Raw genomic sequence first — 22,512 nt, 5'->3', positions numbered from 1 at the left:
TGAAACGGCAGGCCGCTATACTGGACCGACCATGCGCCGTTGGCTTGTTGCCGTCTTTGCCCTGCACTTCTTCCTGAGTGTGGGTGCGTTCGCTTTCGGCCAGCTCCCCGGCGCACCCGCGTCGCAGGCCCCGGTGCAGGGCCTGGTGGCCGAAGCGGTCTCCGCCGCTCAGACGGCCCCGGACGACACCCTCAAGCCCACCCCCGGCACCGATCACGGTCTCACCGACACCCAGGCCGACCTGCCCGAGTGCCTGGACGCGACCATCGCCGCGTCCAGCCGGGGTGAGCACCTGCGCACCCCTTCGCCGCCCCTGGCGCAAGACCTGACCCCGCCCGTGCTCGACGGGCTCCAGCGACCGCCACGCGGTCCGCTCACCTTCGCCTGACGTTTCCGCCGCGCGCGGCGTCCAGGTTCCTCTTCGTCGCCAGGCCGCTGGCGCCCCGTTGCCGCAGCGGCTCGCCCCGGCAACGGCACCCGAACCCGCTTTCTTTTTTTCGTTGTTCCAAGGACCCACCATGAATCCGCACCTTGATCTGTCGTCCCCCGCCGCCACCGGCCAGGCTGTTGCCGTCGAACGCAACCGCGTGCTGCGCAACACCTACTGGCTGCTCGCGCTGTCCATGATCCCGACCGTGATCGGCGCCTGGCTCGGCGTGGTCACCGGCATCACCGCGCCGCTCACCGGCTTCCTCGGCATCGCCGTCTTCCTCGGGGGCGCGTTCGCCTTCATGTTCGCCATCGAGAAGACCAAGAACTCCGCTGCCGGCGTGCCCGTGCTGCTGGCCTTCACCTTCTTCATGGGCCTGATGCTCTCGCGCCTGATCGGCTCGGTGCTCGGCCTGGCCAACGGCGCCGGCCTGATCATGACCGCCTTCACCGGCACCGGCCTGATCTTCCTCGGCATGGCCACGCTGTCCACCGTCATCAAGCGCGACCTGGGCAACATGGGCAAGTTCCTGTTCATCGGCATGATCATGCTGCTCGTCGCCGGCATCGCCAACGTGTTCATCCAGTCGGGCGCGCTCATGATTACCCTCTCGGTGCTGGCCATCGGCATCTTCTCGGCCTTCATCCTGTACGACCTCAAGCGCGTGCGCGACGGCGAGGAAACCAACTACATCACCGCCACCCTGGGCGTGTACCTGAGCCTGTTCAACGTCTTCCAGAGCCTGCTGGCCCTGCTGGGCATCGCGGGCGGCCGCGAGGAGTGAGACCCCCGGCCTGAGGCCTCCGGCGCCATGCCGGGGCCTGGCCGTTTCCGATCCATTCCTCCCGCCCCCACTTTCGCTCGCTCCGCGAGCCTTCATCCTCCATGGAAATTGCCTTACTGTTCGCGCTGATCCTGCTCAACGGCGTCTTCGCCATGTCAGAGATCGCGCTGGTCACCGCCCGCAAGGTGCGCTTGCAGAAACTCATCGACGAGGGCGACGGCGCAGCCGCCGCGGCCGTCAAGCTCGGTGAGGACCCCACCCGCTTCCTCTCCACCATCCAGATCGGCATCACCTCCATCGGCGTGCTCAACGGCATCGTCGGCGAGGCCGCGCTGGCCGCGCCGCTGGCCCTGTGGCTGGCCGAACTCGGTGTGCCCGCGCCCTACAGCACCTACGGCGCCACCGGCCTGGTGGTGGTGCTCATCACCTACTTCTCCATCGTGGTCGGCGAACTCGTGCCCAAGCGCCTGGGCCAGTCGCACCCCGAGACGCTCGCGCGCCTGGTGGCGCGGCCGATCGACTGGCTGGCCGTGGCCACCAAGCCTTTCGTGCTGCTGCTCTCGGTGTCCACTCGCGCGCTCATGAAGGTGCTGGGCATCAAGGAAAACGGCGCCAGCGCGGTGACGGAGGAGGAGATCCACGCCATGCTGGCCGAGGGCACGACGGCGGGCGTGATCGAGTCGCACGAGCACACTATGGTGCGCAATGTGTTCCGGCTCGACGACCGGCAGATCGGCTCGCTCATGGTGCCGCGCGGCGATGTGGTGACGCTCGACCTGGACCAGCCATTCGAGGTCAACATGGCACGGGTGGACGCCTCCGACCACGCGCGCTTCCCGGTCGTGCGCGGCAGCCTGGGCAACGTGGTGGGTGTGGTCAATGCGCGGCAGTGGCTCTCGCAGGCGCTTCGCGGTGCGCAGCGCGAGCTGGAAAGCCAGCCGCTGCAGCCGCCGCTCTACGTGCCCGAGACGCTCACCGGCATGGAGCTGCTCGACAACTTCCGCCAGTCCGACGTGCACATGGCCTTCGTGATCGACGAGTACGGTGAGGTGCAGGGCATCGTGACCTTGCAGGACCTCATCGAGGCGATCACCGGCGAGTTCAGCCCGCGCGACCCCGAGACCTCGTGGGCCATGCAGCGGGAGGACGGCAGCTGGCTGCTCGACGGCCACATCCCCGTGCCCGAGCTCAAGGACCGCCTCGACCTGGGCAGCGTGCCCGACGAGGAGCGCGGGCGCTACCACACGCTCAGCGGCATGATGATGCTGCTCACCGGGCGCATGCCCCGCGTGGCCGACAGCGTGAGCTGGGAGGGCTGGCGGCTGGAGATCGTGGACATGGACGGCCGCACCATCGACAAGGTGTTGGCCACGCGCGAGGCCCAGGACGATGCCGCGCCGGCGGTCGCGCTGTCATGAGATGGGCATGCACGCTGGTGCTGGGCCTGGCGGCTTTGCTCGCCGGCTGTGCCGACGGCTACCCCAGCGAGGACGGTGCCCTGATCCTCAGCCACGACATGAAGCTGGACAAGGCCCTGGGCGCCATGCACCACCTGGGGCATCAGCGCCAGCTCAGCCACCATTGGCACTACGAGCTGCAGCCGGGCTGCGTGTTGCAGGCCCAGGCCCGGCGCTTCCTGCGCGACCGCGAACCGGTGCGCGTGGCGCTGCGGCGCTCGGTGGCCGTGGTGGAGAAAGACGCCACCAGCGGCAGCCACGCCGTGCGCGTGGTGCCGGCGGGAGAGGCGGAGGGCGTGCTGGTGCTCGATGGGGTGGATGCGCACGACGCCGCTCAGATGAAATGGCTGGTGGATTTCCTGCCGCGCCACTGCGGCGGCTGACACCTCACTGCCGCTTCACATCTCGCCCAGCGCCATCTCGGACAGCACGTCGAGCTGCATCAACTCGTCCATGGCCGGGTCGTGCCGTTGCCAGGCGACCACGGTGATGAGCAGCGCGGCCAGCAGCAGCGCACCACTGCCGAGCCACAGCGGACGCCGGCCCCTGCCGGGTGCGTGCAGCGCCGCACCGCCGGCCGAGGCCAGCACGGTGTCCGTCGCGGCATGGCGTTGCCGCCATTGCGCGAGCACGCGTTCTTCCAGTGCTTCGGTTTCTGCGGGCGCGTCGGCATCGAGCGCGGCACGCAGGCGGCCTCGCAGCGCCGGGTCCTGATCGCGGAGAGGACTTGTCATGTGGCGTTTCCCGACAGGGCCTGGCGCAGTCCTGCCTTGGCTCGGTGCAGCAACTGGTGCGCTCCGTTGGCATCGATCTCCAGCGCCTGGCCGATCTCGGCCGCGCTGGCGTCGGCGTAGGCCCACATCGCGATTGCCATGCGCTGGCGCGCGGGCAGGCGGGCCAGGGTGTCCAGCAGTTGTTGCGGTGTGACCGACGCGAGCATCTCGTGCGCGAGTCCGTCGGCCTGCGCCTGATTCCGCTCCTGCAGCGCGCGCAGGTCCTCCGGCTCCATGCCCAGTTCGCGGCGCCGCACCAGCTGTGTGCGGCAGCGGTTGAGCACGATGGTGTTGAAGTAGGTGCTGAGTTGCGCGCCGCGCGAGTTCTCGGGGCGGGCGCTCCATAGCCGCAGGAAGGATTCCTGCACGGCATCCTCGGCGTCCTCCTGTCGGCCCAGCATCTGGCGTGCCATCGCCAGCGCGGTGGGCGTGAGCAGCCGCACCAGGGCGCGTGCACTGCTCGGGTCGCCCTCGCAAGCGCGTCGCCACAGGGCCCAGCCGTCCTCCCGGGGCGAACCCCGTTGCGCGGCGTGGCGCACGATGTCGATCAGACTCAATGCGCGCGCGAGCTGGTCGCGCAGCGGCTCGTGGGGTGGGCGCAGGGTGAGAGCGTGCATGGTGGGCGGGCCTCAACGGGCGGGCAGTTTCTCACGCAGCGCGGCGCGTTCCTCGGGGCTCAGCCGCGAGAGCATCGCGCGGCGCTGTTCGAGCAACTGCCGGCGCTCCTGCGGTGCCATGGCCTGGATGCGAGCCCGGCGTTGTTCGGCCAGGTCCTGGCGCTCTTCGGTCGAGAGTGACTGCCAGCGCTCGCGCGTCTGGCCCACGAGCGCCTGGCGTTCGGTGGGCGTGAGTTTCTCCAGGCGTTCGCGCACGGTGGCGCGAAAGGCCTGGCGCTCGGCGGGGGTGGCCGCGTCGAGCTGGCGCTGGAGGCGTTCGCGCTGCTCGGCCTGTTGTCCCGGCGTGAGCCGGGCCCAGGCCTGGGGGTCGGGGGCCGGCGGTGCGGCGCGGGCGGCACCCACGCAGGCCAGCAGCGCGGCGAGGCACAGTCCCGATCGAAAGACATGCGTTCGCATCAGGTTCTCCACAGGCCGGTGGCGCCGGCCGGAGCGCCGGGCAGCACGCGCGCCATCTCCGCCTGGCCCACGCCGAGGTGGCGCTGCAACAGCGGCGTGAGGAGGCTGCGCACATCGCGCGTGGGGCGCAGATCGCGCCCGTCCAGCAGCGCGGGCCGGCCCAGGCCGGGCCAGTCGGTGAGCACCCGGCCGCCGGCCACCGCGCCCCCCGCGAGCAGGGCCACGCCCCCGGTGCCATGGTCGGTGCCGCCGCTGCCGTTGAGCGTGGCCGAGCGGCCGAACTCGGTCATCACGAGCACGGTGGTGTCGGCCCAGCGCTCGCCCAGGGACTCGCGCAGCGCGGCCAGGCCTGTGTCGAGCGCGCCGAGCTGCCTTTGCAGGCGACCCGCCTGCTGAGTGTGCGTGTCCCAGCCGTCGAAGTCGAGCCAGGCCACGTCCGGGCCGCCGGGCTCGGCCAGAAAGCGGCCCGCCTGCCGTGCCAGCCCCGCAAATGCCGCGGCACTGCCGGTGCCGCCGCCCATGCCGGGTTCGCGCGTGCCCGCGCCCAGCGTCTCGCGCTGGCCGAGTGCCTGCTCCAGCAGGCCGGCGAGCACCGGGTCGCTCTGGTAGGTCTGCGCGATGCGCGCCATCAGGTCGGCGTCCGGCGAGGCGCCGCGCGCAGGGGTCCAGGTGCTGGCCCCTTGCGCGCCGCGCAGCGCCACCGGCATGGCCGGGCTCAGTGCCACGCCCCGCTGCCCACCGGCCGCGAGCGCGCGGCCCAGCCAGCCGGTGGTGAGTTCGAAGGGGCGCTGCCCGCCGCTCTCCAGGAGTTGTTGTGCGTCGAAGTGCGAGCGCTCGCGGTAGGGGCTGGCCACCGCGTGCACCAGCAGCAGCTGGCCTTCGGTGTACCAGCTGTGCAGCCGAGGCAGGGCCGGATGCAGGCCGAACAGCCCGTCCAGCGGCAGGGGCGGTGCGGGGCTGGCGTTGGTCTCGGTGAGAGGCGGTCGCAAGGCGGCCCATTGCGGGTCGCCGATGGCCGGCACGGCGGCCAGGCCGTCGAGCGCGCCGCGCAGCATCACCACCACCAGCTTGCCGTGCGCTTGCGGCGTGGCCGCGAAAGCCGCCTGCAGGCCATGGCCCGCCATCAGCAGACCGGCGCCGGCAACCTGCAGCCATTGGCGGCGGCGCCAACCCGCGGTGAATGGTGGAGGGGAAGAAGACGGTTCGTGTGTCATGGAGGGCTCCGTCACGAGGAGGTCAACGGCGCTGGAACTCGGGGCTGGCCAACAACAGCGTGAGCGCCTGGGCACCGCTTTCGGCGCGCGCGATCTGCTGGCGGCTCTCGCTGGTGAGGGCCGGGCCCCACGCCAGATCCGCCAGCCGGCGCGCATCGGCCAGGTTGCCGGCACTGCGTCCCACGCTGGCGGCCCATTCCACGCGCTTGAGCAGCGCGTCCGGTCCCAGCCAGTCATCATGCCGATCGGGCCAGCCTTGCGGCGACGGTGCGCGGCCCAGGGGCTGGCCCATGGCGGTCAATGCGGCGAGCGTGCGATCGGGTTGACCCATGGGCAGCTGCAGCAAGCGGTGCGCCGAGAGCACGAGCTCTTCGGGCCGGCGCACCTTGCCGGGACGGTGAGCGGCCCAGGCCTGTTCATGGCCGAACAGCGCATCGGCCACCTGCAGAAGGTCACCGTCGGTGTCGCGGTAGCGGCGAGCCAGCGCCTGTACCAGGGCGGGCGGCGGGTCGTCGGCGACGAAGTGCCGGGCGAGTTTGTCGGCCAGGTGTTCGGCGGTGGCCGGGTGGCGGGCCAGGTCGGTCAACACCTCGTCCAGTGCCTGCGGGCCTTCGCGGTAGTCCCGGCCCAGCACCCGCTTGTTGCCGGGGTCGTGCAGCGCCGCGACGAAGCCAGGCCCGGGTCGCTGCGCGTTGCCCACGGTCCAGCCGGTGAGCAGGCGCGCGAGCTCGCGCACATCGGTCTGCGTGTAGCCGCCGTGCACGCCCAGGGTGTGCAGTTCCAGCAGCTCGCGCGCCAGGTTCTCGTTGAGCCCACGGCCGCGTCGCAGGCCTTGCCGCGAGTCCGGCCCGATGGACTGGGCGTTGTCGAGGTACAGCAGCATGCCCGGGTGCACCGTGGCCGCGCGCAGCAGCACGGCGAACCGGCTGGTGGCGTGAGGCCGGACAGCCTCGTTCTCGAACGGCCACACCATGCCGGCCGTGGTGGCCTTGGTGCCTGACACCGTGAAGTGGTTGGCCCAGAACATCACCCAGCGTTCATACACCGGCGTGGGGGTTTCGATCTGGTGCTGCCAACGCCGGCGCAGGGCCGACTGATTACCCTCGCGCAATTGACGGCGCGCCTCGCTCGTGGGTTCGGACATCTGCCGGATCTGGCGCGTGGTCTCGGCCACGGCTGCGCTGTCGGGCAGGCCGGTGAGGTCGAGCAGGGTGGGGCGCTGAAGCTGGTTCATGACCCAGGCGCGCGGATCGGGGCCCACGCTGGCCAGGCTGACCTGGCTCAGACCGAAGCGGTGTGAGGCGATGACCGGGGCGAAGGTGGCGTCGGGGGCCATGGACGTCGTGTGGGCTTGGTGGTGGGCGTGTACCGGTTGAACCCGGTGGGGGGGCTTCTCTTATGCCGGTGCCCGCAAACCCGAGTGGCTCGCAGGGGCTTGCGCGTGGAGGCCGTAAGCCCGGGTGGGGGCGGGCGGTTCAAGCGACACCGGGCCCGTACCCGGCACTGTGTTCATCACCAAGGATCCCCCATGTCGAACATCTCCTTTCGCGTTCTGTTGCTGGCGCTGGGCATGACGGCCGTGAGCGCCTTCCCGGTCCACGCACAGGGCCTTGCGCCCGGCGAGCGCGTGGACAACCGCCAGGAGCGGCAGGCCGCCCGCATCGACCAGGGCGTGGCTTCCGGCGAGCTCACGCGCCGGGAAACCGCCCGGATGGACGCGCAGCAGGCCCGCATCACCCACATGGAACACCGCGTCGAGGCCGACGGCAAGGTGACCGGCCAAGAGGCGCGGCGCATGGAGCGTGCCCAGGACAAGGCCAGCCACCGCATTGCGCTGCAGAAGCACGACCGGCAGCACCGTCCGTTGCGCTGAGCGCGCGCTCAGGCTTCGAGGATGAGCTCGAAGCCGCCGCAGACCATGCGCTGGCCATCGAAGGGGCCCAGAAACCTCAGGGCCGGATCGGCTGGCGAAGGCCCCGGCAGAAGCGCTTCGCCGCCGCCCTGTCGGGGTGCTCGATCTTCTCCTCGAGCTCGTCGAGCACGTCCATCACGGCGGGGTTGGCCTTGTACTTCTTCTTCAGCCTCGCCAGCTCGGCGTCCGTGCCCGTGCAGGTCCGGCAGACGCCCCGGTCGATGTCGCGCTGCCGCTCCTTGTCGTAGCCGGCCTCGCCGCGCCAGTGGTCGCATTCCTCGCGCCGTTCGAGGAACTGGCGCAGGTCCCCGGGGTGCTCCGCCGCCCGGCCGGGCAACCCACCGCAGAGCAGCAGCGCCAGGAAGACGAGTGAAGAGGCCCGCAGAACGGGCCGCGTCACTTCTTCTGTTTGGCGACGGCGCGCCCGTAGTCGGCCGACATTTTTTCCATGTAGTCGAGCGCGGCCTTGTGCTGCTCGGCATGGAACTGCATGAGTTTCTCGAACTGGTCGGCGGCCACTTCAAACGGCATGCCCACCCCGCGCATGGAGTCCAGCAGCGCTTTCTGGGACTTCAGCACCGTCCACCAGGCTTCATGGGCCTGCTGCGCGGCGGCTTTGGATTGTTCCCAGAGCGTTTTGGCCATGTCGGCCTGAGCCTTGTCGATCATGTGGGTCTCCAGCTTCGTTGAGGTGGGCGGGCGGGCGCGGTGACCGAGCCCTGACGAAGAATATCCCCAATGCCGCCGGCTGGATACCCGGGTTGTCCAGCCCGATGCTTCAGGCGGAAGCTGCCGTCCACAACGCCCAGATCTCGACCGACAGGTCGAGGTAGTGATCGCGCGGCCCGGCCGTCTCGGCGCCGAACCAGCGCACGAATTCCTCGTGCAGCACGCTGGCGAGTTCGTCGGACGACGCACACTCCTTCAACCGGGGGAGAACCGTGCCGGTCTCGGCGTCGTACTCGTCGGTGTTGAAGTGGTAGTTGATCTCGACCGGGTCGTGGCGGAACATGGCGCCCGACACCGCCGCGAACAGCTCGGGCTGGGCCTGGCGGACCTGCTCCCGCTCGGCCTGCGTCTGCAGGATCGCCTCGGTCAGCTCCGAGGGAATGTCGTCGGCGTTCGCGTCGTTCACCATGCTGCACTCCCTCCTGATAAGGGCAGTCTAGGGGCAGCGGCGGTCAAACCGATGCACACATGGGGGAAGAGTGGGGGGCGGGCGGCGCAGGAACATGCCGGGCGCTTACTTGCTGACCGCGGCCTGCTGCGTGAACGCCAGTGCCACGAAGTCCACAAAAGCCCGCACGCGCGCGGCCAGCTGGTGGCGCTGCGGGTACACCGCGTGGATCGAGGCGTCGGGCGTGAAGTACTGCGGCAGCACCTGCACCAGCCGCCCGTTGCGCAGGTAGCGCTCGATGTCCCATTCGGCGCGCATCAGCACACCATGGCCGTCCAGCGCCCAGTTGACGGCGATCTCGCCGTCGTTGGTGGTGAGGTTGCCGCGCGTTTTCACGGCCTCGGTGGTCACGGTCTTGCCGCGCCCGCTGGAGAGGCGCCACACGCCGTACGCCTCCTCGCCCTGGCGGATGCCGATGCAGTTGTGTCTGGTCAGGTCGTGCGGCACCTTGGGCATGCCGTGATTGGCCAGGTAGGCGGGCGAGGCACAGAGCAGGCGCCGGTTGGGCGCGATCTGGCGCGCGATCATGCGCGAGTCGGGTGGCGCGCCGAAGCGGATGCAGACGTCGAAGGCATCCTCGGTGAGCGGTGGCGGGTTCACCGAGAGCTGCAGCTGCACCTCCACCTGCGGGTGCTTGCGCACGAAGCGCGAGATGAGCGGCGCCACGTGGCTGCGGCCGAAGCCCAGCGTGGCGTTGACGCGCAGCAGGCCGGTGGGCGTGGAACGCGAGACGCCGAGCAGCTCCTCCATGTCGTCGATCTCGCCGAGGATGCGGCGCGCGTGCTGCAGATACACCTCGCCCTCGGGCGTGAGGCTCATGCGCCGCGTGGTGCGGTTGAGAAGGGCCACGCCCACGCGTGCTTCCATCTGCGCCAGGTGCTTGCTGACCGCCGGGGTGGTGATGCCGAGTTCGCGCGCGGCCGCGCTCAGGCTGCCGGCGCTGGCCAGCACCGAGAAGAAGCCCAGGTCGGCGGGCTGGATGGCGGAGCTCATGGCGGTCTCACTGTTGAATGCAGGTTAACGATGGATTCACTTTAGCGGTGTTTCGATGGCCTGTCGAATCCCTACAGTCCACCCATCGACCCACCCCCACACGAGAGACACCATGAAGACCTACGCCATCGCAACCATTCCCGGAGACGGCATCGGCAAGGAAGTCGTGCCCGCCGGCCAGCAGGTGCTGGAGGCGCTGGCCGCCACCAGCCACACGTTCCGCTTCCAGTTCGAGGACTTCGACTGGGGCGGCGATTACTACCGCGAGCACGGCGAGATGATGCCGGCCGACGGCCTGGATGCGCTGCGCGACAAGGACGCGATCCTGTTCGGCTCCGCGGGCGATCCGCACATCCCTGACCACATCACCCTCTGGGGCCTGCGTCTGAAGATCTGCCAGGGCTTCGACCAGTACGCCAACGTGCGCCCCACGCGCATCCTGCCCGGCATCGACGCGCCGCTCAAGCGCTGCAAGGCCGAGGACCTGAACTGGGTGATCGTGCGCGAGAACTCCGAAGGCGAATACGCCGGTGTGGGCGGCCGTGTGCACCAGGGCCACCCGATCGAGGCCGCCACCGACGTGACCATGATGACCCGCGTGGGCGTGGAGCGCATCATGCGCTTCGCGTTCAAGCTGGCGCAGTCGCGGCCCCGCAAGCAGCTGACCGTGATCACCAAGAGCAACGCGCAGCGCCACGCCATGGTGATGTGGGACGAGATCGCGGTGCAGATCGCAAAAGAGTTCCCGGACGTGACCTGGGACAAGGAACTGGTGGACGCCGCCACCGCCCGCATGGTGAACCGCCCCGCCACGCTGGACACCATCGTCGCGACCAACCTCCATGCCGACATCCTGAGCGACCTCGCCGCCGCGCTGGCGGGCAGCCTGGGCATCGCGCCCACCGGCAACATCGATCCCGAGCACCGCTATCCGTCGATGTTCGAGCCCATCCACGGTTCGGCCTTCGACATCATGGGCAAGGGCCTGGCCAACCCGGTCGGCACCTTCTGGAGTTGCGTGATGCTGCTCGAGCACCTGGGTGAGTTCGATGCTGCGTTGCGCCTCATGCAAGCCGTCGAGCAGGTCACGGCCAACCCCGCGCTGCACACCGGCGACCTGGGCGGCAAGGCCACCACCGCGCAGGTCACGCAGGCCGTGTGCGAGCTGCTCACCGCCAGCCTGCAGCGCAAGGCGGCTTGACGTGGACTCCCCCCTGCGCCGCTGCGCGGCTTCCCCCCTCTGTGGCGCGCCTTCGGCGCTTCGAGGGGGGACGGCATCTCGGGCCGGCAGAGCCGGACCCTTGATGCCTCTGGTGGCGTTGTCTCCGTGCGGTGCGGGTCGTGCGTCGGCTGGGTGAAACGCAGGGGTTTCTTTGTTTGATTTCGCGCATTCCGCGCAACGACCGGGCAGTTCGCCCGGCGACACACAGGCACACCGTGCCAACAGGAGACAGACATGACATCCATTCGCCCCTTCTCGCGCCGCCTCGTCCTTCAGGGGGCGGCCTTCTCCGCCGCCATGACCGTGACCGGGGCCATGGCCCAGGCCTGGCCCGCCCGCCCGATCACGCTCATCGTGCCGTTCCCGGCCGGGGGTACCACCGACGTGCTGGCCCGCGCGCTGGGCGAGCGCCTGCAGCAGAGCCTGGGGCAACCGGTGGTGATCGAGAGCAAGCCGGGGGCGGGCGCCACCATCGGCGCGGACTTCGTGGCCAAGGCCCGGCCCGACGGCTACACCCTGCTGGTGGGCGCGGTGCACCACACCATCGCGACCAGCGTCTACAAGAAGCTGCCCTACGACTTCCAGAAGGATCTTGCGCCGCTGACCACCATCGCCATGGTGCCCAATGTGCTGGTGGTCAACGCCACCACACCTGCAAAGACCGTGAACGAACTCGTGGCCCTGCTCAAGGCCGACCCCGCGAAGGCGAACTACGGCTCCAACGGCAACGGCACGGCCCAGCACCTGATCGGCACGCAGTTCCAGAACAACACCGGCGCCAAGCTCACGCACATCGCCTACAAGGGCAGCGGCCCGCTGGCGACGGACCTGCTGGGCGGTCAGATCCTGATGACGTTCGACACCATCACGCCGGTGCTGCCGCACATCAAGGCCGGCAAGCTGCGCCCGCTGGCCGTGACCACCGCCACGCGCTCGCCCGCGCTGCCCGATGTGCCGACGCTGGATGAGGCGGGGCTCAAGGGTTTCAACATCGGCACCTGGTTCGGCGTGCTGGCCCCGGTGGCCACGCCCAAGGACATCCAGGCGCGCCTGAGCAGCGAGATGGTGAAGATCATCAAGTCGCCCGAGTTCCGCCAGCGCATGGCCGACATCGGCGCCGACCCGATCGGCGACAGCCCGGAGCAGATGGCCCAGACCATCAAGGCCGAAACCGAGAAATTCGCCAAGCTCGTCAAGGACGCGAACGTGGTGATCGACTGAGCGGTGCATCCGCCACGCGGATGGACTCCACCGTGCCGCCGTAGCGCGCCAGGCCCTGAAGCAGCACCTCTGCCGCTTCGGGGCCGATGTCTTTCAGCATCTCCCGCTCGGCCTTCTTCACGGCCTGGCCGAAGGCCTTGAGCCATTCGCGCCCCGCGTCGGTGAACCGCACCGTGCGGGCGCGCTTGTCGGCCGGGTCGACCTCGCGCACCACCAGGCCCAGGCCTTCGCACTGGTCGATCAGCTCGGTCATGGCCGCGTTGGTCATGCGCGCCCGGCGCGCCAGCTCGGTGATGCGCGTGCCTTCCAGATCGAGGTGGCGGGTCAGGTTCACGTGCGAGAGCCGGGTGTCGGCGTGGCCGGCGGCGGCCATGAGTTCGAGCACGCGCGACTCGAAGCGCGTGACGGCATTGCCCAGGACGCGCCCCGCATTGCCCAGGCGCCAGGCATCGGGCGCGCGGCGCCGGGGTTGGGAGGTTTCGGTTTTCATGCGTACAATGGATTTGCTTAGGTTGCCTAATTAAATTGACGATGGAGACGGGCGTGGCGGAATTCTTGACGCTGGAGCAGGCGCAGGCCGAAGGCGGCGAACTGCGGGTGGATGTGCTGATCGCGGGCGCGGGCCCTTGCGGGCTGATGCTGGCCAACGAGCTCGGCCTGCGCAATGTACCGTGCCTGGTGGTGGACCCCAAGGCCACCACGGCCTTCAACCCGCAGGCCAACGCCACGCAGGCGCGCACCATGGAGCACTTCCGCCGCATCGGCATCGCGCGGCAGATCCGCGCGATGGGCCTGCCGGGCGACCACCCGACCGACATCGCCTACTTCACCCGTTTCGCCCGGCACGAGCTGGCGCGCCTGCGCCTGCCCACCGCCGCGCAGGCCACCGAGCAGATCAAGACCCTGGCCGGTTCCTGGAGCGCGGCCGAGTTGCCGCACCGCGTGTCGCAGAAGTACGTGGAGGCCGTGCTGCGCGAGCATGCCGAGCAGCGCACCGGCCGGCGCATCGGTTTCGGCTGGCGGCTGCAGTCGTTCGACGACACCGGCGACGGGGTGGTGGCGCAGGTCGCGCCGGCGGCGGGCGGTCACGCGGTCACGGTGCGCGCGGATTACCTGGTGGGCGCCGACGGCGCGCGCAGCGGCGTGCGCAGCGCGCTGGGCATCGAGATGGGTGGAGCCACCGGCCTGCAGCGCCAGTTCATGGGCGGCAAGATGTTCGCGATCTACCTGCGTGCGCCGGCCTTCTACGATCGGTACCCGCACGACATCGCCTGGATGTACGTCTCGGTGAACCACGAGCGGCGCGTGTTCATGGCCTCGGTGGACGGGCGCGGCGAGTTCGCCTTCCACGCCGCCGTGCACCCGCACGAAACGCCCGAGGACTGGACGCACGCCGACGCGCGCCGCATCTTTGCCGAGGCCAGCGGCATGGACATGGACTTCGAGGTGCTGTCCACCGGCGTGTGGATCGCGGGCCACTCGCTGGTGGCCGAACGCTACCAGCGCGGGCGGGTGTTCATCGCGGGCGACGCGGCCCATCTGTTCACGCCCACCGGCGGCCTGGGCTACAACACGGCGGTGGGCGACGCGGTCAACCTGGGCTGGAAACTCGCGGCGGTGGTGAAAGGCCAGTCGCATCCGACCCTGCTGGACAGCTACCAGCAGGAGCGCCGCCCGATCGGCTTGCGCAACACGGCCTATGCGCGCGAGTTCGCGGATTCGGTGGGCCTGTTCGAGGTGACGGCCGAGCTGGAGGCCGAGGGACCCGCCGGCGATGCGCTGCGCGCGCGGGCCAGCGAGGTGCTGGGCGCGCACGTGCGGCGCGAGTTCAACATCCCCGGCGTCACCTTCGGCGAACGGGTGGACGCGTCGCCCATCGTGTTCGGCGACCCGGCCCGGGCGCCGTCCGACCAGGCCAACGCGTATCACCCCTCCACCGAACCGGGCGGGCGCCTGCCGCACCGCTGGTTAAACGGCGAGCGCTCGCTGTACGACCTGCTGGGCTTCGAGTGGACGGTGCTGGCGCCGGCCCACGCCGCGGCCGAGGCCGCGCGCCTGGCCGACGCAGGCCGCACGGCTGGGCTGGACGTGTCCGTGTTGAGCCTGGCCGCCGAAGAGGGCGGGGACCTGCTGGCCGACGGCCTGTTGCTGGTGCGCCCCGATCAGGTGATCGCCTGGCGCGGCGCACAGGTGGGCGACGCGGCGGCGCTCTGGGCGCGCGTGGCCTGCCTGGCGCGCCGGAATCGATGAGCGGTTGAATCCGCGCGCCGGGTGAAGGCATGCCCGGTGGGGCGACTCGATAGGATGGAACGCGGGGCCGCACTTGGTGCGACGCCCCGCGCGATACCGACAAATGGAGCCCCACATGCACCCCTTCCGCCCCACGCCCGGCCTTACGCGCCGCCATTTCAACGGCCTGCTGGCCGGCGCGGCCATGCTGGGCACGCCGGCGTTGCGCGCGCAGTCGGGCAACCGCATCGTGCTCGGCCAGTCGGCCGCGTTCACCGGCGCGGCGGCGCAGCTGGGTATCCAGTTCCACGCCGGGGCCCGGCTGTTCTTTGACCAGCTCAACGGCCAGGGCGGGGTGAACGGCCAGCGCATCGAGATCGTGCAGCTCGACGACGGCTACGAGCCCGACCGCTGCGTGGCGAACACCAACCAGTTGCTCGACAGCGAGGTGTTCGCGCTGTTCGGCTACATCGGCACGCCCACCAGCCTGGCCGCGCTGCCGCTGGCCACCAAGGCCCAGACGCCGTTCTTCGCGCCCTTCACCGGCGCCATGGGCCTGCGCCAGCCGTTCAACCGGCTCGCCTTCCACCTGCGTGCCTCGTACAACGACGAGACCGCGCTGATCGTGCGCCAGCTCACCCACCTTGGTCTGAACAAGATCGCGGTGTTCCACCAGAACGACAGCTACGGCAAGGCCGGCCTGGACGGCACGGTGCTCGCGCTCGCGGCGCGCAACCTCAAGCCGGTGGCCACCGCCACGGTGGAGCGCAACTCGGTGGACGTGGCCCAGGCCGTGGCGACCATCAACGCCGCCAGACCCGATGCGGTGGTGCAGATCAGCGCCTACAAGTCGTGTGCGGCCTACATCCGCGCTGCTCGCGCGGCCGGTTATGGCGGCACCTTCTACAACGTGTCCTTCGTCGGCACGCAGGCCCTGGCCGACGAGCTGGGCAAGGACGGGGCGGGCGTGGTGGTGTCGCAGGTGGTGCCCACGCCGTACAGCGCGTCGCGCCCGATCGCGCGCGAGTTCATCGAGGCCATCGGCAAGGGCGGCAACAAGGTGCAGCCCAACTTCTCCAGCATGGAAGGCTTTCTGGCCGCGAAGCTGTTTGCCGAGGGCCTGCGCCGCGCGGGCTCGCGGGGCACGCGCGAGAGCTTCATCGCCGGCATGGAAGCCATCGGTGACATGTCCCTCGGCGGTTTCCAGGTGTCCCTGGGCCCGAACGACCACGTGGCCTCCAGCTTCGCCGAGCTGTCCATGCTGACCGGCGACGGCAAGGTGCGGACCTGATCCTCAGCGGATCGCCGCGTAGCGCTGCTCCATCTCCTGGCGCACGGTCTTGCGCAGTGCCGCCGCCGCGTGCCGGCGGTGCTCGTCGGACGTGGCCGGTTCGAGCGCGGGCACGGCCTGGGGCTTGCCCTGGTCGTCCACCGCGATCATGGTGAAGAAGCAGCTGTTCACGTGCCGCTGCACCTGGGTGCGGATGTTTTCCGCGATCACCTTGATGCCGACTTCCATGGACGAGGTGCCGGTGTGGTTCACGGCCGCCAGGAAGGTGAGCAGCTCGCCGACCTGGATCGGCTGTCGGAACATGACCTGGTCCACGCTGAGCGTGACTACATAGGACGAGGCGTAGCGGCTGGCGCAGGCGAAGGCGACCTGGTCGAGCAGCTTGAGCACGGTGCCGCCGTGCACCTTGCCCGAGAAGTTGGCGGTGTCGGGGGTCATCAGCACCGTCATGCTGAGTTGGTGGCGGGGCAGTTCCATGGTGGGGCGTGGGGTCAGATCGAAGGGTCTTCGGGGATCAGGTCCGAGGCGGCGCGCAGTCCCTCGGCCTCGGTGCGGTAGAGGTGCAGGCGCGGTCCCGCTTCCAGGTGCCCCGCCAGGCGCAGCACATTTTCCACCGGCAGCTTGATGCCGACCAGATGCAGTTCAATGTGCTGGTCGTCGAGTTGCGCGCGCAGCCGGCCGAAGGCCTCGGCGCCGGTGGCGTCGATCCAGTTGATCGGGTGCGCGATCAGCATCACGTGGCGGGTGTCGGGGTGGGCCGCAATGTGTTCGGACACCGCGCGCTCGAAGCCGTTGGCGGTGGCGAAGTCCAGCGCGGCGTCCATGCGCAGCGCATAGAGGTGGGGCGCGAGCGGGCGCAACTTCCAGAGGTGGCGATCGCGCAGGCTGCCGTCGGGGTGCAGGCCCACTTCGATGATGCGCGGGTGCAGCCGCAGGTAGAGAAAGTGCGAGAGCGCCATGAGCACGCCCGCCAGAACGCCCCAGTACAGGCGCGGCGCGGCCAGCAAGGTCACCGCGAAGGTGATGCCGGCGATGGCCGTCTCCACACGCGAGAGTTTCCACAGCTGGGTGAAGGCGCGCGGCTTGATCAGGCCGATGACCGCCACCAGCACGATCGACGCCAGCACCGCCAGCGGCACGTGGTGCAGCATCGGGATGAACAGCAGCAGGGCGATCAGCACCACGATGACCGAGAAGATGGTGGCCCAGCCGGTCTTGGCGCCGGCGTACAGGTTGAGCGCCGAGCGTGAGAACGACGAGCTGGTGGGGAAGGCGCCGCTCAGGCCCGAGGCCAGTTTGGCCAGGCCCTGGCCGATCAGGTCCTGGTCCTGGTCCCAGCGCTGACCGCGCTGCCCGTTGTCCACCTTGGCGCTGGAGGCGGTTTCCAGAAAGCTCACCAGCGTGATCACCAGCGTGGGCACCACCAGCTGGCCCAGGGTGGCCCAGCCTGGCCAACTGGGCCAGTAGGGCATGGGCAAGCCTTGCGGCAACGCACCGATGACCGCGCCGCCCTGGGCCTCGAAGCCCACTGCGTAGCTGATGGCCGCGCTTGCGACCACCACCGTGAGCACCGTTGGAAAACCCGGCCGCCAGCGGCGCGCGAGCACCAGCAGCGCGAGGCTGCCCACGCCGAAGAGCAGGGCCGGCCAGTGCACCCGGGGCTGCGTGAGCAGCGTGTCCCAGGCCGCGAAGCCCAGCAGGGCCGGCAGCTGCGAGGCGATGATGAGCACCGCTGCCGCCTGCGTGAAGGCCATGAGCACCGGGGAGTTGACCAGGTTGAGGAGCCAGCCGAAGCGCGCGAAGCCCAGCGCGATCTGCAGCAGGCCGGTGAGCAGGGCGAGCCATACCGCCAGTGCCACCCATTGCGCGCTGCCGGGTTCGGCCAGCCCGCTGAGCGAGGCGCCCACCAGCAGGCAGGTGAGCGCGGTGGGGCCGACGGCGAGGCGGGGCGAGGCGCTGAACAGCACCGCGATGAGCGCCGGCAGCAGCGAGGCGTAGATGCCGGTGACCAGCGGCATGCCGGCCAGCGCGGCGTAGGCCACGCCCTGCGGGATCACCATCAGGCCGACGGTGAGGCCGGCCATGGCCTCGCCGCGCAGCAGGGCGGCGTCGGGGCGGGGCCAGCGGAGGAAGGGGAATAGGTGCTGGAGGCGGGTGGACATGGCGTGGATCGTACTGAATTGAGGGCGCTCTGTTGGCCTGGGCCGTTTGTTCGTGCCGATACGGGGGTGAAGAGGTCTTGAATGGTGAGCGTCTCGTGACGAACACCGGATGAGTGGGACATGAACTTTGCGGGACGGACTGTCACTTTCTGCTTCGTTTCCATTCAACGGGCCTTGGCCAAGGAGTCTGAACGTGAAGCTGTTCTTGCACACCCCTGATCCCACTCGATATGCGCACGCCGACGACACGGGGCGTGAGGGGCCGTCCCATGCTTTGAAGCAGCGATGGGACAAGATGTCACGGGGCGATGCCTGCAGCCTGATCGATGACAAGAGCGTTCTCCATCTTCTGCGCGCCATGAGCGGTGACAGTGGCGTACAGGAGAAGAACTGCACCGAACTGGCCCAGTACCTGATGGGGGAGCATAGCTTCCCTCCCTACAGTGGTTTCAGGATGCCGATGGGTGGGATCACCCTTGCCGAGCACAGCAAAACGCTGCTTCGTAGGCTGTTGCAGGGCGAGACGGGCGAGGCACCTGGAAATTACCAGCACAAGTTGACGACGCTGCTGGACTTGCTGGAGCACTACGAAGAAACCCGGGTTCGGCATAAAAAAGCGGTGAACTTGAAGTCTGTGAAGCCAGAGTCATCCCATGGAGATATAGATGACGTCCCCGATGAGCCTTCGGACGAGTCGTCGATCGACATCGAGTTCCGAAACCCCGACAGCTTTAATCCCACCTCCAAGACAGTTCTCCAGCAGAAGCTGGAGAAGCTGCGGGAGACCTTTGAGGATAAGAGTGGTGAAGTCGAGTCCAAGAAGAGCACTTCGGCCACATCCAGCGTGCCGGGTGAAAAGCCTGAGCCCGTCGTGATCGTGATCAACGACGGGGCGCCCTCTCTTCGCCGTGAAGAGGACTTCGTTCCTTCATCGAAAGAAGCGTCGGTGAAGGATCTGGTTCCATCCGGCATGACCGCCCAGGACCTGACCGTCCAGCTCGTGGGCGACCCGAACCATTCGCCGCTGTGCGAGGCGCTGCACAAGGGCGATGCGCGGGCGCTCCAGACATTTGCCCGTCGCTTGCAAGAGGGACTTTCAGGAACAGCACCGTTGAAACTGTTTGACGATCCGGCCACGATCGCGGCGCTGCAGGCGTGCCTGTCCGGGGGACATGGGAAAGCCATGCCGGCGTTGGCCCGATTGATGAAGCTGGCCGGCGTGACACCGACACAACTGGTGGGTTGGATGACCAGCGGCGGCGCGGCCGACTGGCTGAAATCCGTCGACACCATCCGGGCGCGCAAAAACCTCATCCTGGCGATGGGCGGATTCAACAGCGAGCAGTTGCTGACGCTGCTCACGCCGCAGACCACCGCAACAGGCAATGCCAAGGGCCCGTCGGCTTTCAAGGCGCTGCTGGAGCCGCTGGCCACTTCGGATGAAGCGGTTCGGCGCAAGCGCGATGTCGTCAGGGTGTACGCATCCATGATCAGGGACGTTGTGCTGAAGAACGGCATGAATGGAAGAGAGCAGCGGCGCCTCTATGCCTATCTCCATAACAGCCAGGGGTCTATCGGCTTCTTTGGCGGCCTCACAAACAGCGATGGCTACAAGCAGGTGAAAGCCGACAGCAGCTTGTATAACGACTACAGCCGCCTGAAAAAAGACCTCTATGACGGCCGGATTTTCAGGCGCTCTGGTGCATGAACCGGGTATCCAGAAAGGCCTCCTGCTCTCGATACCCGATTCGCTGCCATAGCCGCTGTCCTTGACGCCGCCGAAGAGAGCCTCGGGCACCGAGACGCCCAGGTTGTTGACGGTCAGGCTGCCGACCTCCAGCCGCTCCGAGACAGCCAGGATGGCGCGTGCGCTGTCGGTGAACAGGTAGCCGGCCAGGCCGTAGGGGTTGTGGTTGGCCATGGCGATGGCGTCGTCCAGGGTGTCGAAGGGAACGGCGCAGTCCACTGGGCCGAATGGCTCTTCCTGCATGGTCGCCGCATCGGGGGGGGCACGTCGGCCAGCAGTGTGGGCGCCACGAAGTGGACGACTCCATCGCGCACAAGCGCTCGGCGTTCCGGAATTACCTCCGACTGCTCGCGCATCGCGCGCCCGGGCTCAGCCCCGATCAAGGAAAGCGCTTGCCTCGTGCGCTTCTCGACAGCCAGAAGGTGCCTGCCGCCGTGCTTGGTAGCACCGACAGCAAAGGGTACCGGCAAGTGATGAAGGACCAGGCGCTGTTTCAGGAATACACGATGCTGATGGCGTGCCTGGCTCATGGAACCCGGATGCAGGACACCCCCTTAGGCCAGATATTTCTCGCTCAAATGCAGCGCCAGAGCGGTCCCACCTGGGTCACCGATGCGCTGAGCGAGGAATAGACCGTCGCGCTCCTTTGATGGGCGCTGCGGTTCGTGTACGCGATCGCGGGCTTCGTTCCAGATGGGATGCAGGCGGACGCGCGACGCGAACAGCGGGGCAAAAGCCGGTCACTCTACGAACGTGCCCGTCGACAGCCACAAGGAGTCGCGCCATGTTCTCAAGCCTCATCAGCCGCTTCCAGGACGCCTTTACCCACTCGCAGTCCGATGCCGGTCCTTCCACCGGCATGCAGCAGCACCCGGCGTTCGCTCCGTCGCTCCCGGCAGACAACACCCTCATCGCCAACGACGACCTTCGGGGTTTCCTGAGCGCGGTGATGCGGCAGCACGAGGAGGGTCGCATTCCCGACGGCGAATGGCGGTCGATTGCCCGGTTCCTGACCGGCCGGGGGGAGTCGCTGCCGCCATCGGTGGTGCACCTCGCATCGCCATGGCCCCGCGCGTGTACCTCCGGGATGGCTGTGCACGAGTTCTTCCGGGCCGACCGTGCGGGCACGGACGACGCCCCCGAGGCCATCGTCGCCCGGCTCCAGACCCTGCTGGCGCACCTGAAGGAACATGCGCGGGCGCAGGAAGAATCCTGGCTGTCCCACGGTTTCAAGGTGGAGTTCCAGGCCCTGTGCCACGACCCCACCGTCGGACCGCTGGACCGCATCGAGGTGGTGGACATCGCCGTGCTCCAGCTCGGCCCCCTGGGGGGTGGGCAGCTCCGTGAATGCGTGCACCGCGTCGCCCGGCTTCTGGCGCTGCTGCCCGAGGATGTGTATCCCTGCATCCGCGATGTCCTGTCGAGAATCGCCAATGAGGCCAGCTGGCAGCTGGACCTGTTCGATCTGCCGGAGCAAGGGTCGCCGACTCAACGCTGCGGCATGTCCTTGGCCGAGTAGCCCAGGCTCACCGTCGCGTCCACCGGGATCGGCGGCACGCTTGCGTTCCAGCTCTCCCACTGTTCGCGCATGCGCGCCAGCCGCTCAGGCTCGCGCGCGGCCAGGTTGGCGCGCTCGCGTTCGTCCTTCGCGATGTTGAACAGGTACTCGTGGCCGTCCACCTGCAGGTACTTCCAGTCGCCTTCGCGCAGCGCGCGCTGGCCGCGGTGGTTCATGCGCCAGTACAGCGGGCGCTCGAAGCGCTGCGCGGGGTCTTGCAACACCTGGAGCAGGCTCACGCCGTCCAGCGGCCAGCCTGGGTCCGCCTGGCCGCCGCCGGCTTCGAGCAGCGTGGCCGACCAGTCCATGGTCATGCAATGCTGGGTGCTCACCGTGCCGGCCGGGATGGCGGCGGGCCAGTGCGCGATCCAGGGCACGCGGATGCCGCCTTCGGTCAGGTCCATCTTGCCGCCCACCAGCGGCCAGTTGTCCGAGAAGCGCTCGCCGCCGTTGTCGCTGGTGAAGACGATCAGCGTGTTCTCTTCCAGCCCTTCCTCGCGCAGCGCGGCCATGAGGCGGCCGATGCCTTCGTCCATGTGGTGGATCATGCGGCGGTAGGTCTGCACGTCGCCGCCGTGGAGGTGGAACAGGTTCTTTGCCACGTCCGAGGCCACGTGCGCGTCATCGCGCGTTTCCCAGGGCCAGTGCGGTGCGGTGTAGTGCAGGCTGAGCAGGAAGGGCTTGCCGGCCTTGGCGTCGGCCGCGCGCTGGCGCACATGGTCCACCGCGCGCTGCGAGAGCACGTCGGTGAGGTAGCCCACCTCGTGGTGCTCCTGCTCGTCGATGTAGAGGTCGTGCTCGCCGCTGGACGAGCAGTGGGTGAAGTAGTCCACACCACCGGCCATGATGCCGAAGAACTCGTCGTAGCCCGAGCGGCGCGGGCCGAACGAGGGCGGATAGCCCAGGTGCCACTTGCCGATGAGGGCGGTGTGGTAGCCCGCTTTCTTCAGCAGCGAGGGCAGGGTCGGCACCTCGGGCGGCAGGCCCAGCGTGGTGCTGCCCTTGCTGCGGCTGTTGATGGGTTCTTCCATCGCGCCGCGCAGCCGGTACTGGTAGCGCATGGTGATGAGCGCGAAGCGCGTGGGCGAGCACACCGGCGAGTTGGCGTAGCCCTGCGTGAACTTCACGCCGCCGGCGGCCAGGCGGTCGATGTGGGGCGAGACGGCGCCGAAGTCGGCCTCGCGGCCGCCGTAGCAGCCGAGGTCGGCGTAGCCGAGGTCGTCGCAGACGATGTAGATGAGGTTGGGGCGCTGCGGTGCTGCGGTCATG

The 22,512-nt window shown here is 68.9% G+C and carries 25 protein-coding genes and 1 pseudogene; 12 read left to right on the top strand and 14 right to left on the bottom strand.

What is annotated here, in order from left to right; genetic code table 11:
- The first annotated feature begins 31 nt into the window (after positions 1–31).
- The 4 genes from AC07ZS_RS02625 to AC07ZS_RS02610 all read left to right on the top strand — a co-directional run bounded on the left by AC07ZS_RS02625 (position 32) and on the right by AC07ZS_RS02610 (position 3,054).
- Positions 32–388 carry a hypothetical protein gene (locus tag AC07ZS_RS02625; protein ID WP_494797079.1) on the top strand — a complete coding sequence of 119 codons (357 nt, stop codon included), beginning with the start codon at positions 32–34 and terminating at the stop codon, positions 386–388.
- Between the two features lie 130 nt (positions 389–518).
- Positions 519–1,214, top strand: a complete 696-nt coding sequence (locus AC07ZS_RS02620; RefSeq protein WP_494797078.1) for a Bax inhibitor-1 family protein — start codon at positions 519–521, stop codon at positions 1,212–1,214.
- 101 nt (positions 1,215–1,315) lie between these two features.
- Positions 1,316–2,632, top strand: a complete 1,317-nt coding sequence (locus AC07ZS_RS02615; RefSeq protein ID WP_494797077.1) for a hemolysin family protein — start codon at positions 1,316–1,318, stop codon at positions 2,630–2,632.
- Entirely contained in the window at positions 2,629–3,054 is a 426-nt protein-coding gene (locus tag AC07ZS_RS02610; protein WP_494797076.1) for a hypothetical protein, read from the top strand. Before AC07ZS_RS02615 ends, AC07ZS_RS02610 begins: the two co-directional genes overlap by 4 nt.
- 15 nt (positions 3,055–3,069) lie before the next feature.
- Here AC07ZS_RS02610 and AC07ZS_RS02605 read toward each other — a convergent pair whose 3' ends face one another.
- From AC07ZS_RS02605 to AC07ZS_RS02585, 5 genes are read right to left on the bottom strand one after another with little or no spacing between them, the layout of a single operon-like run.
- Positions 3,070–3,405, bottom strand: coding sequence for a hypothetical protein (locus AC07ZS_RS02605; RefSeq protein WP_494797075.1), 336 nt, complete (start codon positions 3,403–3,405; stop codon positions 3,070–3,072).
- Positions 3,402–4,061 (bottom strand): RNA polymerase sigma factor, encoded by a 660-nt coding sequence (locus tag AC07ZS_RS02600; protein ID WP_494797074.1) that lies wholly within the window; start codon positions 4,059–4,061, stop codon positions 3,402–3,404. The genes AC07ZS_RS02605 and AC07ZS_RS02600 overlap by 4 nt, the downstream gene beginning before the upstream one ends.
- Before the next feature lie 12 nt (positions 4,062–4,073).
- Positions 4,074–4,517 carry a DUF3106 domain-containing protein gene (locus AC07ZS_RS02595; RefSeq protein WP_494797073.1) on the bottom strand — a complete coding sequence of 148 codons (444 nt, stop codon included), beginning with the start codon at positions 4,515–4,517 and terminating at the stop codon, positions 4,074–4,076.
- Positions 4,517–5,731: a DUF1501 domain-containing protein gene (locus AC07ZS_RS02590; RefSeq protein WP_494797072.1), complete on the bottom strand. Its 1,215-nt coding sequence runs from the start codon at positions 5,729–5,731 to the stop codon at positions 4,517–4,519. Before AC07ZS_RS02590 ends, AC07ZS_RS02595 begins: the two co-directional genes overlap by 1 nt.
- 22 nt (positions 5,732–5,753) lie before the next feature.
- Entirely contained in the window at positions 5,754–7,067 is a 1,314-nt protein-coding gene (locus tag AC07ZS_RS02585) for a DUF1800 domain-containing protein (protein WP_494797071.1), read from the bottom strand.
- Positions 7,068–7,259: 192 nt separating this feature from the next.
- On the opposite strand from AC07ZS_RS02585, the gene AC07ZS_RS02580 reads away from it, so the two are divergent.
- Complete coding sequence (locus tag AC07ZS_RS02580; protein ID WP_494797070.1) at positions 7,260–7,604, top strand: hypothetical protein; 345 nt, start codon at positions 7,260–7,262, stop codon at positions 7,602–7,604.
- 76 nt (positions 7,605–7,680) lie between these two features.
- Here the strand turns inward: AC07ZS_RS02580 and AC07ZS_RS02575 are convergent, their stop codons facing one another.
- From AC07ZS_RS02575 to AC07ZS_RS02560, 4 genes are all read right to left on the bottom strand, one after another.
- Positions 7,681–8,043: a hypothetical protein gene (locus tag AC07ZS_RS02575; protein ID WP_494797069.1), complete on the bottom strand. Its 363-nt coding sequence runs from the start codon at positions 8,041–8,043 to the stop codon at positions 7,681–7,683.
- Entirely contained in the window at positions 8,040–8,312 is a 273-nt protein-coding gene (locus AC07ZS_RS02570; RefSeq protein WP_494797068.1) for a hypothetical protein, read from the bottom strand. The genes AC07ZS_RS02575 and AC07ZS_RS02570 overlap by 4 nt, the downstream gene beginning before the upstream one ends.
- A gap of 109 nt (positions 8,313–8,421) precedes the next feature.
- On the bottom strand, positions 8,422–8,781 hold the full coding sequence (locus AC07ZS_RS02565) for a hypothetical protein (protein WP_494797067.1): 360 nt from the start codon (positions 8,779–8,781) through the stop codon (positions 8,422–8,424).
- Positions 8,782–8,886: 105 nt separating this feature from the next.
- On the bottom strand, positions 8,887–9,813 hold the full coding sequence (locus AC07ZS_RS02560) for a LysR substrate-binding domain-containing protein (protein ID WP_494797066.1): 927 nt from the start codon (positions 9,811–9,813) through the stop codon (positions 8,887–8,889).
- 112 nt (positions 9,814–9,925) lie between these two features.
- On the opposite strand from AC07ZS_RS02560, the gene AC07ZS_RS02555 reads away from it, so the two are divergent.
- Together AC07ZS_RS02555 and AC07ZS_RS02550 are read left to right on the top strand one after the other, a co-directional pair.
- Positions 9,926–11,014 carry a tartrate dehydrogenase gene (locus AC07ZS_RS02555; protein WP_494797065.1) on the top strand — a complete coding sequence of 363 codons (1,089 nt, stop codon included), beginning with the start codon at positions 9,926–9,928 and terminating at the stop codon, positions 11,012–11,014.
- 255 nt (positions 11,015–11,269) lie between these two features.
- Positions 11,270–12,256 carry a Bug family tripartite tricarboxylate transporter substrate binding protein gene (locus AC07ZS_RS02550; RefSeq protein ID WP_494797064.1) on the top strand — a complete coding sequence of 329 codons (987 nt, stop codon included), beginning with the start codon at positions 11,270–11,272 and terminating at the stop codon, positions 12,254–12,256.
- Here AC07ZS_RS02550 and AC07ZS_RS02545 read toward each other — a convergent pair.
- The gene (locus tag AC07ZS_RS02545) at positions 12,228–12,746 is read right to left on the bottom strand and encodes a MarR family winged helix-turn-helix transcriptional regulator (RefSeq protein WP_494797063.1); all 519 of its coding nucleotides are present in this window, start codon (positions 12,744–12,746) and stop codon (positions 12,228–12,230) included. The genes AC07ZS_RS02550 and AC07ZS_RS02545 overlap by 29 nt on opposite strands.
- 53 nt (positions 12,747–12,799) lie before the next feature.
- Between AC07ZS_RS02545 and AC07ZS_RS02540 the strand changes: the two genes are divergently transcribed.
- The gene (locus AC07ZS_RS02540; protein WP_494797062.1) at positions 12,800–14,506 is read left to right on the top strand and encodes an FAD-dependent oxidoreductase; all 1,707 of its coding nucleotides are present in this window, start codon (positions 12,800–12,802) and stop codon (positions 14,504–14,506) included.
- 115 nt (positions 14,507–14,621) lie between these two features.
- Positions 14,622–15,776 (top strand): ABC transporter substrate-binding protein, encoded by a 1,155-nt coding sequence (locus AC07ZS_RS02535; RefSeq protein WP_494797061.1) that lies wholly within the window; start codon positions 14,622–14,624, stop codon positions 15,774–15,776.
- Positions 15,777–15,779: 3 nt separating this feature from the next.
- Here AC07ZS_RS02535 and AC07ZS_RS02530 read toward each other — a convergent pair whose 3' ends face one another.
- Together AC07ZS_RS02530 and AC07ZS_RS02525 are read right to left on the bottom strand one after the other, a co-directional pair.
- A complete protein-coding gene (locus AC07ZS_RS02530) occupies positions 15,780–16,253 on the bottom strand; it encodes an acyl-CoA thioesterase (protein WP_494797060.1) in 474 nt (157 codons plus the stop codon).
- 14 nt (positions 16,254–16,267) lie between these two features.
- Positions 16,268–17,938: a SulP family inorganic anion transporter gene (locus tag AC07ZS_RS02525; RefSeq protein WP_494797059.1), complete on the bottom strand. Its 1,671-nt coding sequence runs from the start codon at positions 17,936–17,938 to the stop codon at positions 16,268–16,270.
- Positions 17,939–18,131: 193 nt separating this feature from the next.
- Between AC07ZS_RS02525 and AC07ZS_RS02520 the strand changes: the two genes are divergently transcribed.
- Entirely contained in the window at positions 18,132–19,646 is a 1,515-nt protein-coding gene (locus AC07ZS_RS02520) for a hypothetical protein (protein ID WP_494797058.1), read from the top strand.
- Positions 19,647–19,682: 36 nt separating this feature from the next.
- Here the strand turns inward: AC07ZS_RS02520 and AC07ZS_RS02515 are convergent.
- Positions 19,683–19,937, bottom strand: a pseudogene (locus AC07ZS_RS02515) (aldehyde dehydrogenase family protein); the annotation flags it as partial.
- Between the two features lie 41 nt (positions 19,938–19,978).
- Between AC07ZS_RS02515 and AC07ZS_RS02510 the strand changes: the two are divergent.
- Both AC07ZS_RS02510 and AC07ZS_RS02505 read left to right on the top strand, forming a co-directional pair.
- Positions 19,979–20,317: a hypothetical protein gene (locus tag AC07ZS_RS02510; RefSeq protein ID WP_494797057.1), complete on the top strand. Its 339-nt coding sequence runs from the start codon at positions 19,979–19,981 to the stop codon at positions 20,315–20,317.
- A gap of 152 nt (positions 20,318–20,469) precedes the next feature.
- Complete coding sequence (locus tag AC07ZS_RS02505) at positions 20,470–21,204, top strand: hypothetical protein (RefSeq protein ID WP_494797056.1); 735 nt, start codon at positions 20,470–20,472, stop codon at positions 21,202–21,204.
- Here the strand turns inward: AC07ZS_RS02505 and AC07ZS_RS02500 are convergent.
- Positions 21,174–22,511, bottom strand: coding sequence for a sulfatase family protein (locus AC07ZS_RS02500; RefSeq protein ID WP_494797055.1), 1,338 nt, complete (start codon positions 22,509–22,511; stop codon positions 21,174–21,176). The genes AC07ZS_RS02505 and AC07ZS_RS02500 overlap by 31 nt on opposite strands.
- Position 22,512 lies beyond the last annotated feature (1 nt).

It is taken from the genome of Hydrogenophaga sp. GW456-12-10-14-TSB4 (assembly GCF_059424305.1).
Note: the sequence above shows the minus strand (reverse complement) of the source record. Positions and strands in the feature narration are given on the sequence as shown.

Bases quoted from the DNA above. Each gene is read 5' to 3' on its own strand.
- AC07ZS_RS02585 (WP_494797071.1), bottom strand. From the start codon at position 7,067: ATGGCCCCCGACGCCACCTTCGCCCCGGTCATCGCCTCACACCGCTTC.
- AC07ZS_RS02545 (WP_494797063.1), bottom strand. From the start codon at position 12,746: ATGAAAACCGAAACCTCCCAACCCCGGCGCCGCGCGCCCGATGCCTGG.
- AC07ZS_RS02620 (WP_494797078.1), top strand. From the start codon at position 519: ATGAATCCGCACCTTGATCTGTCGTCCCCCGCCGCCACCGGCCAGGCT.
- AC07ZS_RS02605 (WP_494797075.1), bottom strand. From the start codon at position 3,405: ATGACAAGTCCTCTCCGCGATCAGGACCCGGCGCTGCGAGGCCGCCTG.
- AC07ZS_RS02530 (WP_494797060.1), bottom strand. From the start codon at position 16,253: ATGGAACTGCCCCGCCACCAACTCAGCATGACGGTGCTGATGACCCCC.
- AC07ZS_RS02525 (WP_494797059.1), bottom strand. From the start codon at position 17,938: ATGTCCACCCGCCTCCAGCACCTATTCCCCTTCCTCCGCTGGCCCCGC.
- AC07ZS_RS02580 (WP_494797070.1), top strand. From the start codon at position 7,260: ATGTCGAACATCTCCTTTCGCGTTCTGTTGCTGGCGCTGGGCATGACG.
- AC07ZS_RS02560 (WP_494797066.1), bottom strand. From the start codon at position 9,813: ATGAGCTCCGCCATCCAGCCCGCCGACCTGGGCTTCTTCTCGGTGCTG.
- AC07ZS_RS02505 (WP_494797056.1), top strand. From the start codon at position 20,470: ATGTTCTCAAGCCTCATCAGCCGCTTCCAGGACGCCTTTACCCACTCG.
- AC07ZS_RS02555 (WP_494797065.1), top strand. From the start codon at position 9,926: ATGAAGACCTACGCCATCGCAACCATTCCCGGAGACGGCATCGGCAAG.
- AC07ZS_RS02550 (WP_494797064.1), top strand. From the start codon at position 11,270: ATGACATCCATTCGCCCCTTCTCGCGCCGCCTCGTCCTTCAGGGGGCG.
- AC07ZS_RS02600 (WP_494797074.1), bottom strand. From the start codon at position 4,061: ATGCACGCTCTCACCCTGCGCCCACCCCACGAGCCGCTGCGCGACCAG.
- AC07ZS_RS02590 (WP_494797072.1), bottom strand. From the start codon at position 5,731: ATGACACACGAACCGTCTTCTTCCCCTCCACCATTCACCGCGGGTTGG.
- AC07ZS_RS02625 (WP_494797079.1), top strand. From the start codon at position 32: ATGCGCCGTTGGCTTGTTGCCGTCTTTGCCCTGCACTTCTTCCTGAGT.
- AC07ZS_RS02615 (WP_494797077.1), top strand. From the start codon at position 1,316: ATGGAAATTGCCTTACTGTTCGCGCTGATCCTGCTCAACGGCGTCTTC.
- AC07ZS_RS02535 (WP_494797061.1), top strand. From the start codon at position 14,622: ATGCACCCCTTCCGCCCCACGCCCGGCCTTACGCGCCGCCATTTCAAC.
- AC07ZS_RS02570 (WP_494797068.1), bottom strand. From the start codon at position 8,312: ATGATCGACAAGGCTCAGGCCGACATGGCCAAAACGCTCTGGGAACAA.
- AC07ZS_RS02565 (WP_494797067.1), bottom strand. From the start codon at position 8,781: ATGGTGAACGACGCGAACGCCGACGACATTCCCTCGGAGCTGACCGAG.
- AC07ZS_RS02610 (WP_494797076.1), top strand. From the start codon at position 2,629: ATGAGATGGGCATGCACGCTGGTGCTGGGCCTGGCGGCTTTGCTCGCC.
- AC07ZS_RS02595 (WP_494797073.1), bottom strand. From the start codon at position 4,517: ATGCGAACGCATGTCTTTCGATCGGGACTGTGCCTCGCCGCGCTGCTG.
- AC07ZS_RS02500 (WP_494797055.1), bottom strand. From the start codon at position 22,511: ATGACCGCAGCACCGCAGCGCCCCAACCTCATCTACATCGTCTGCGAC.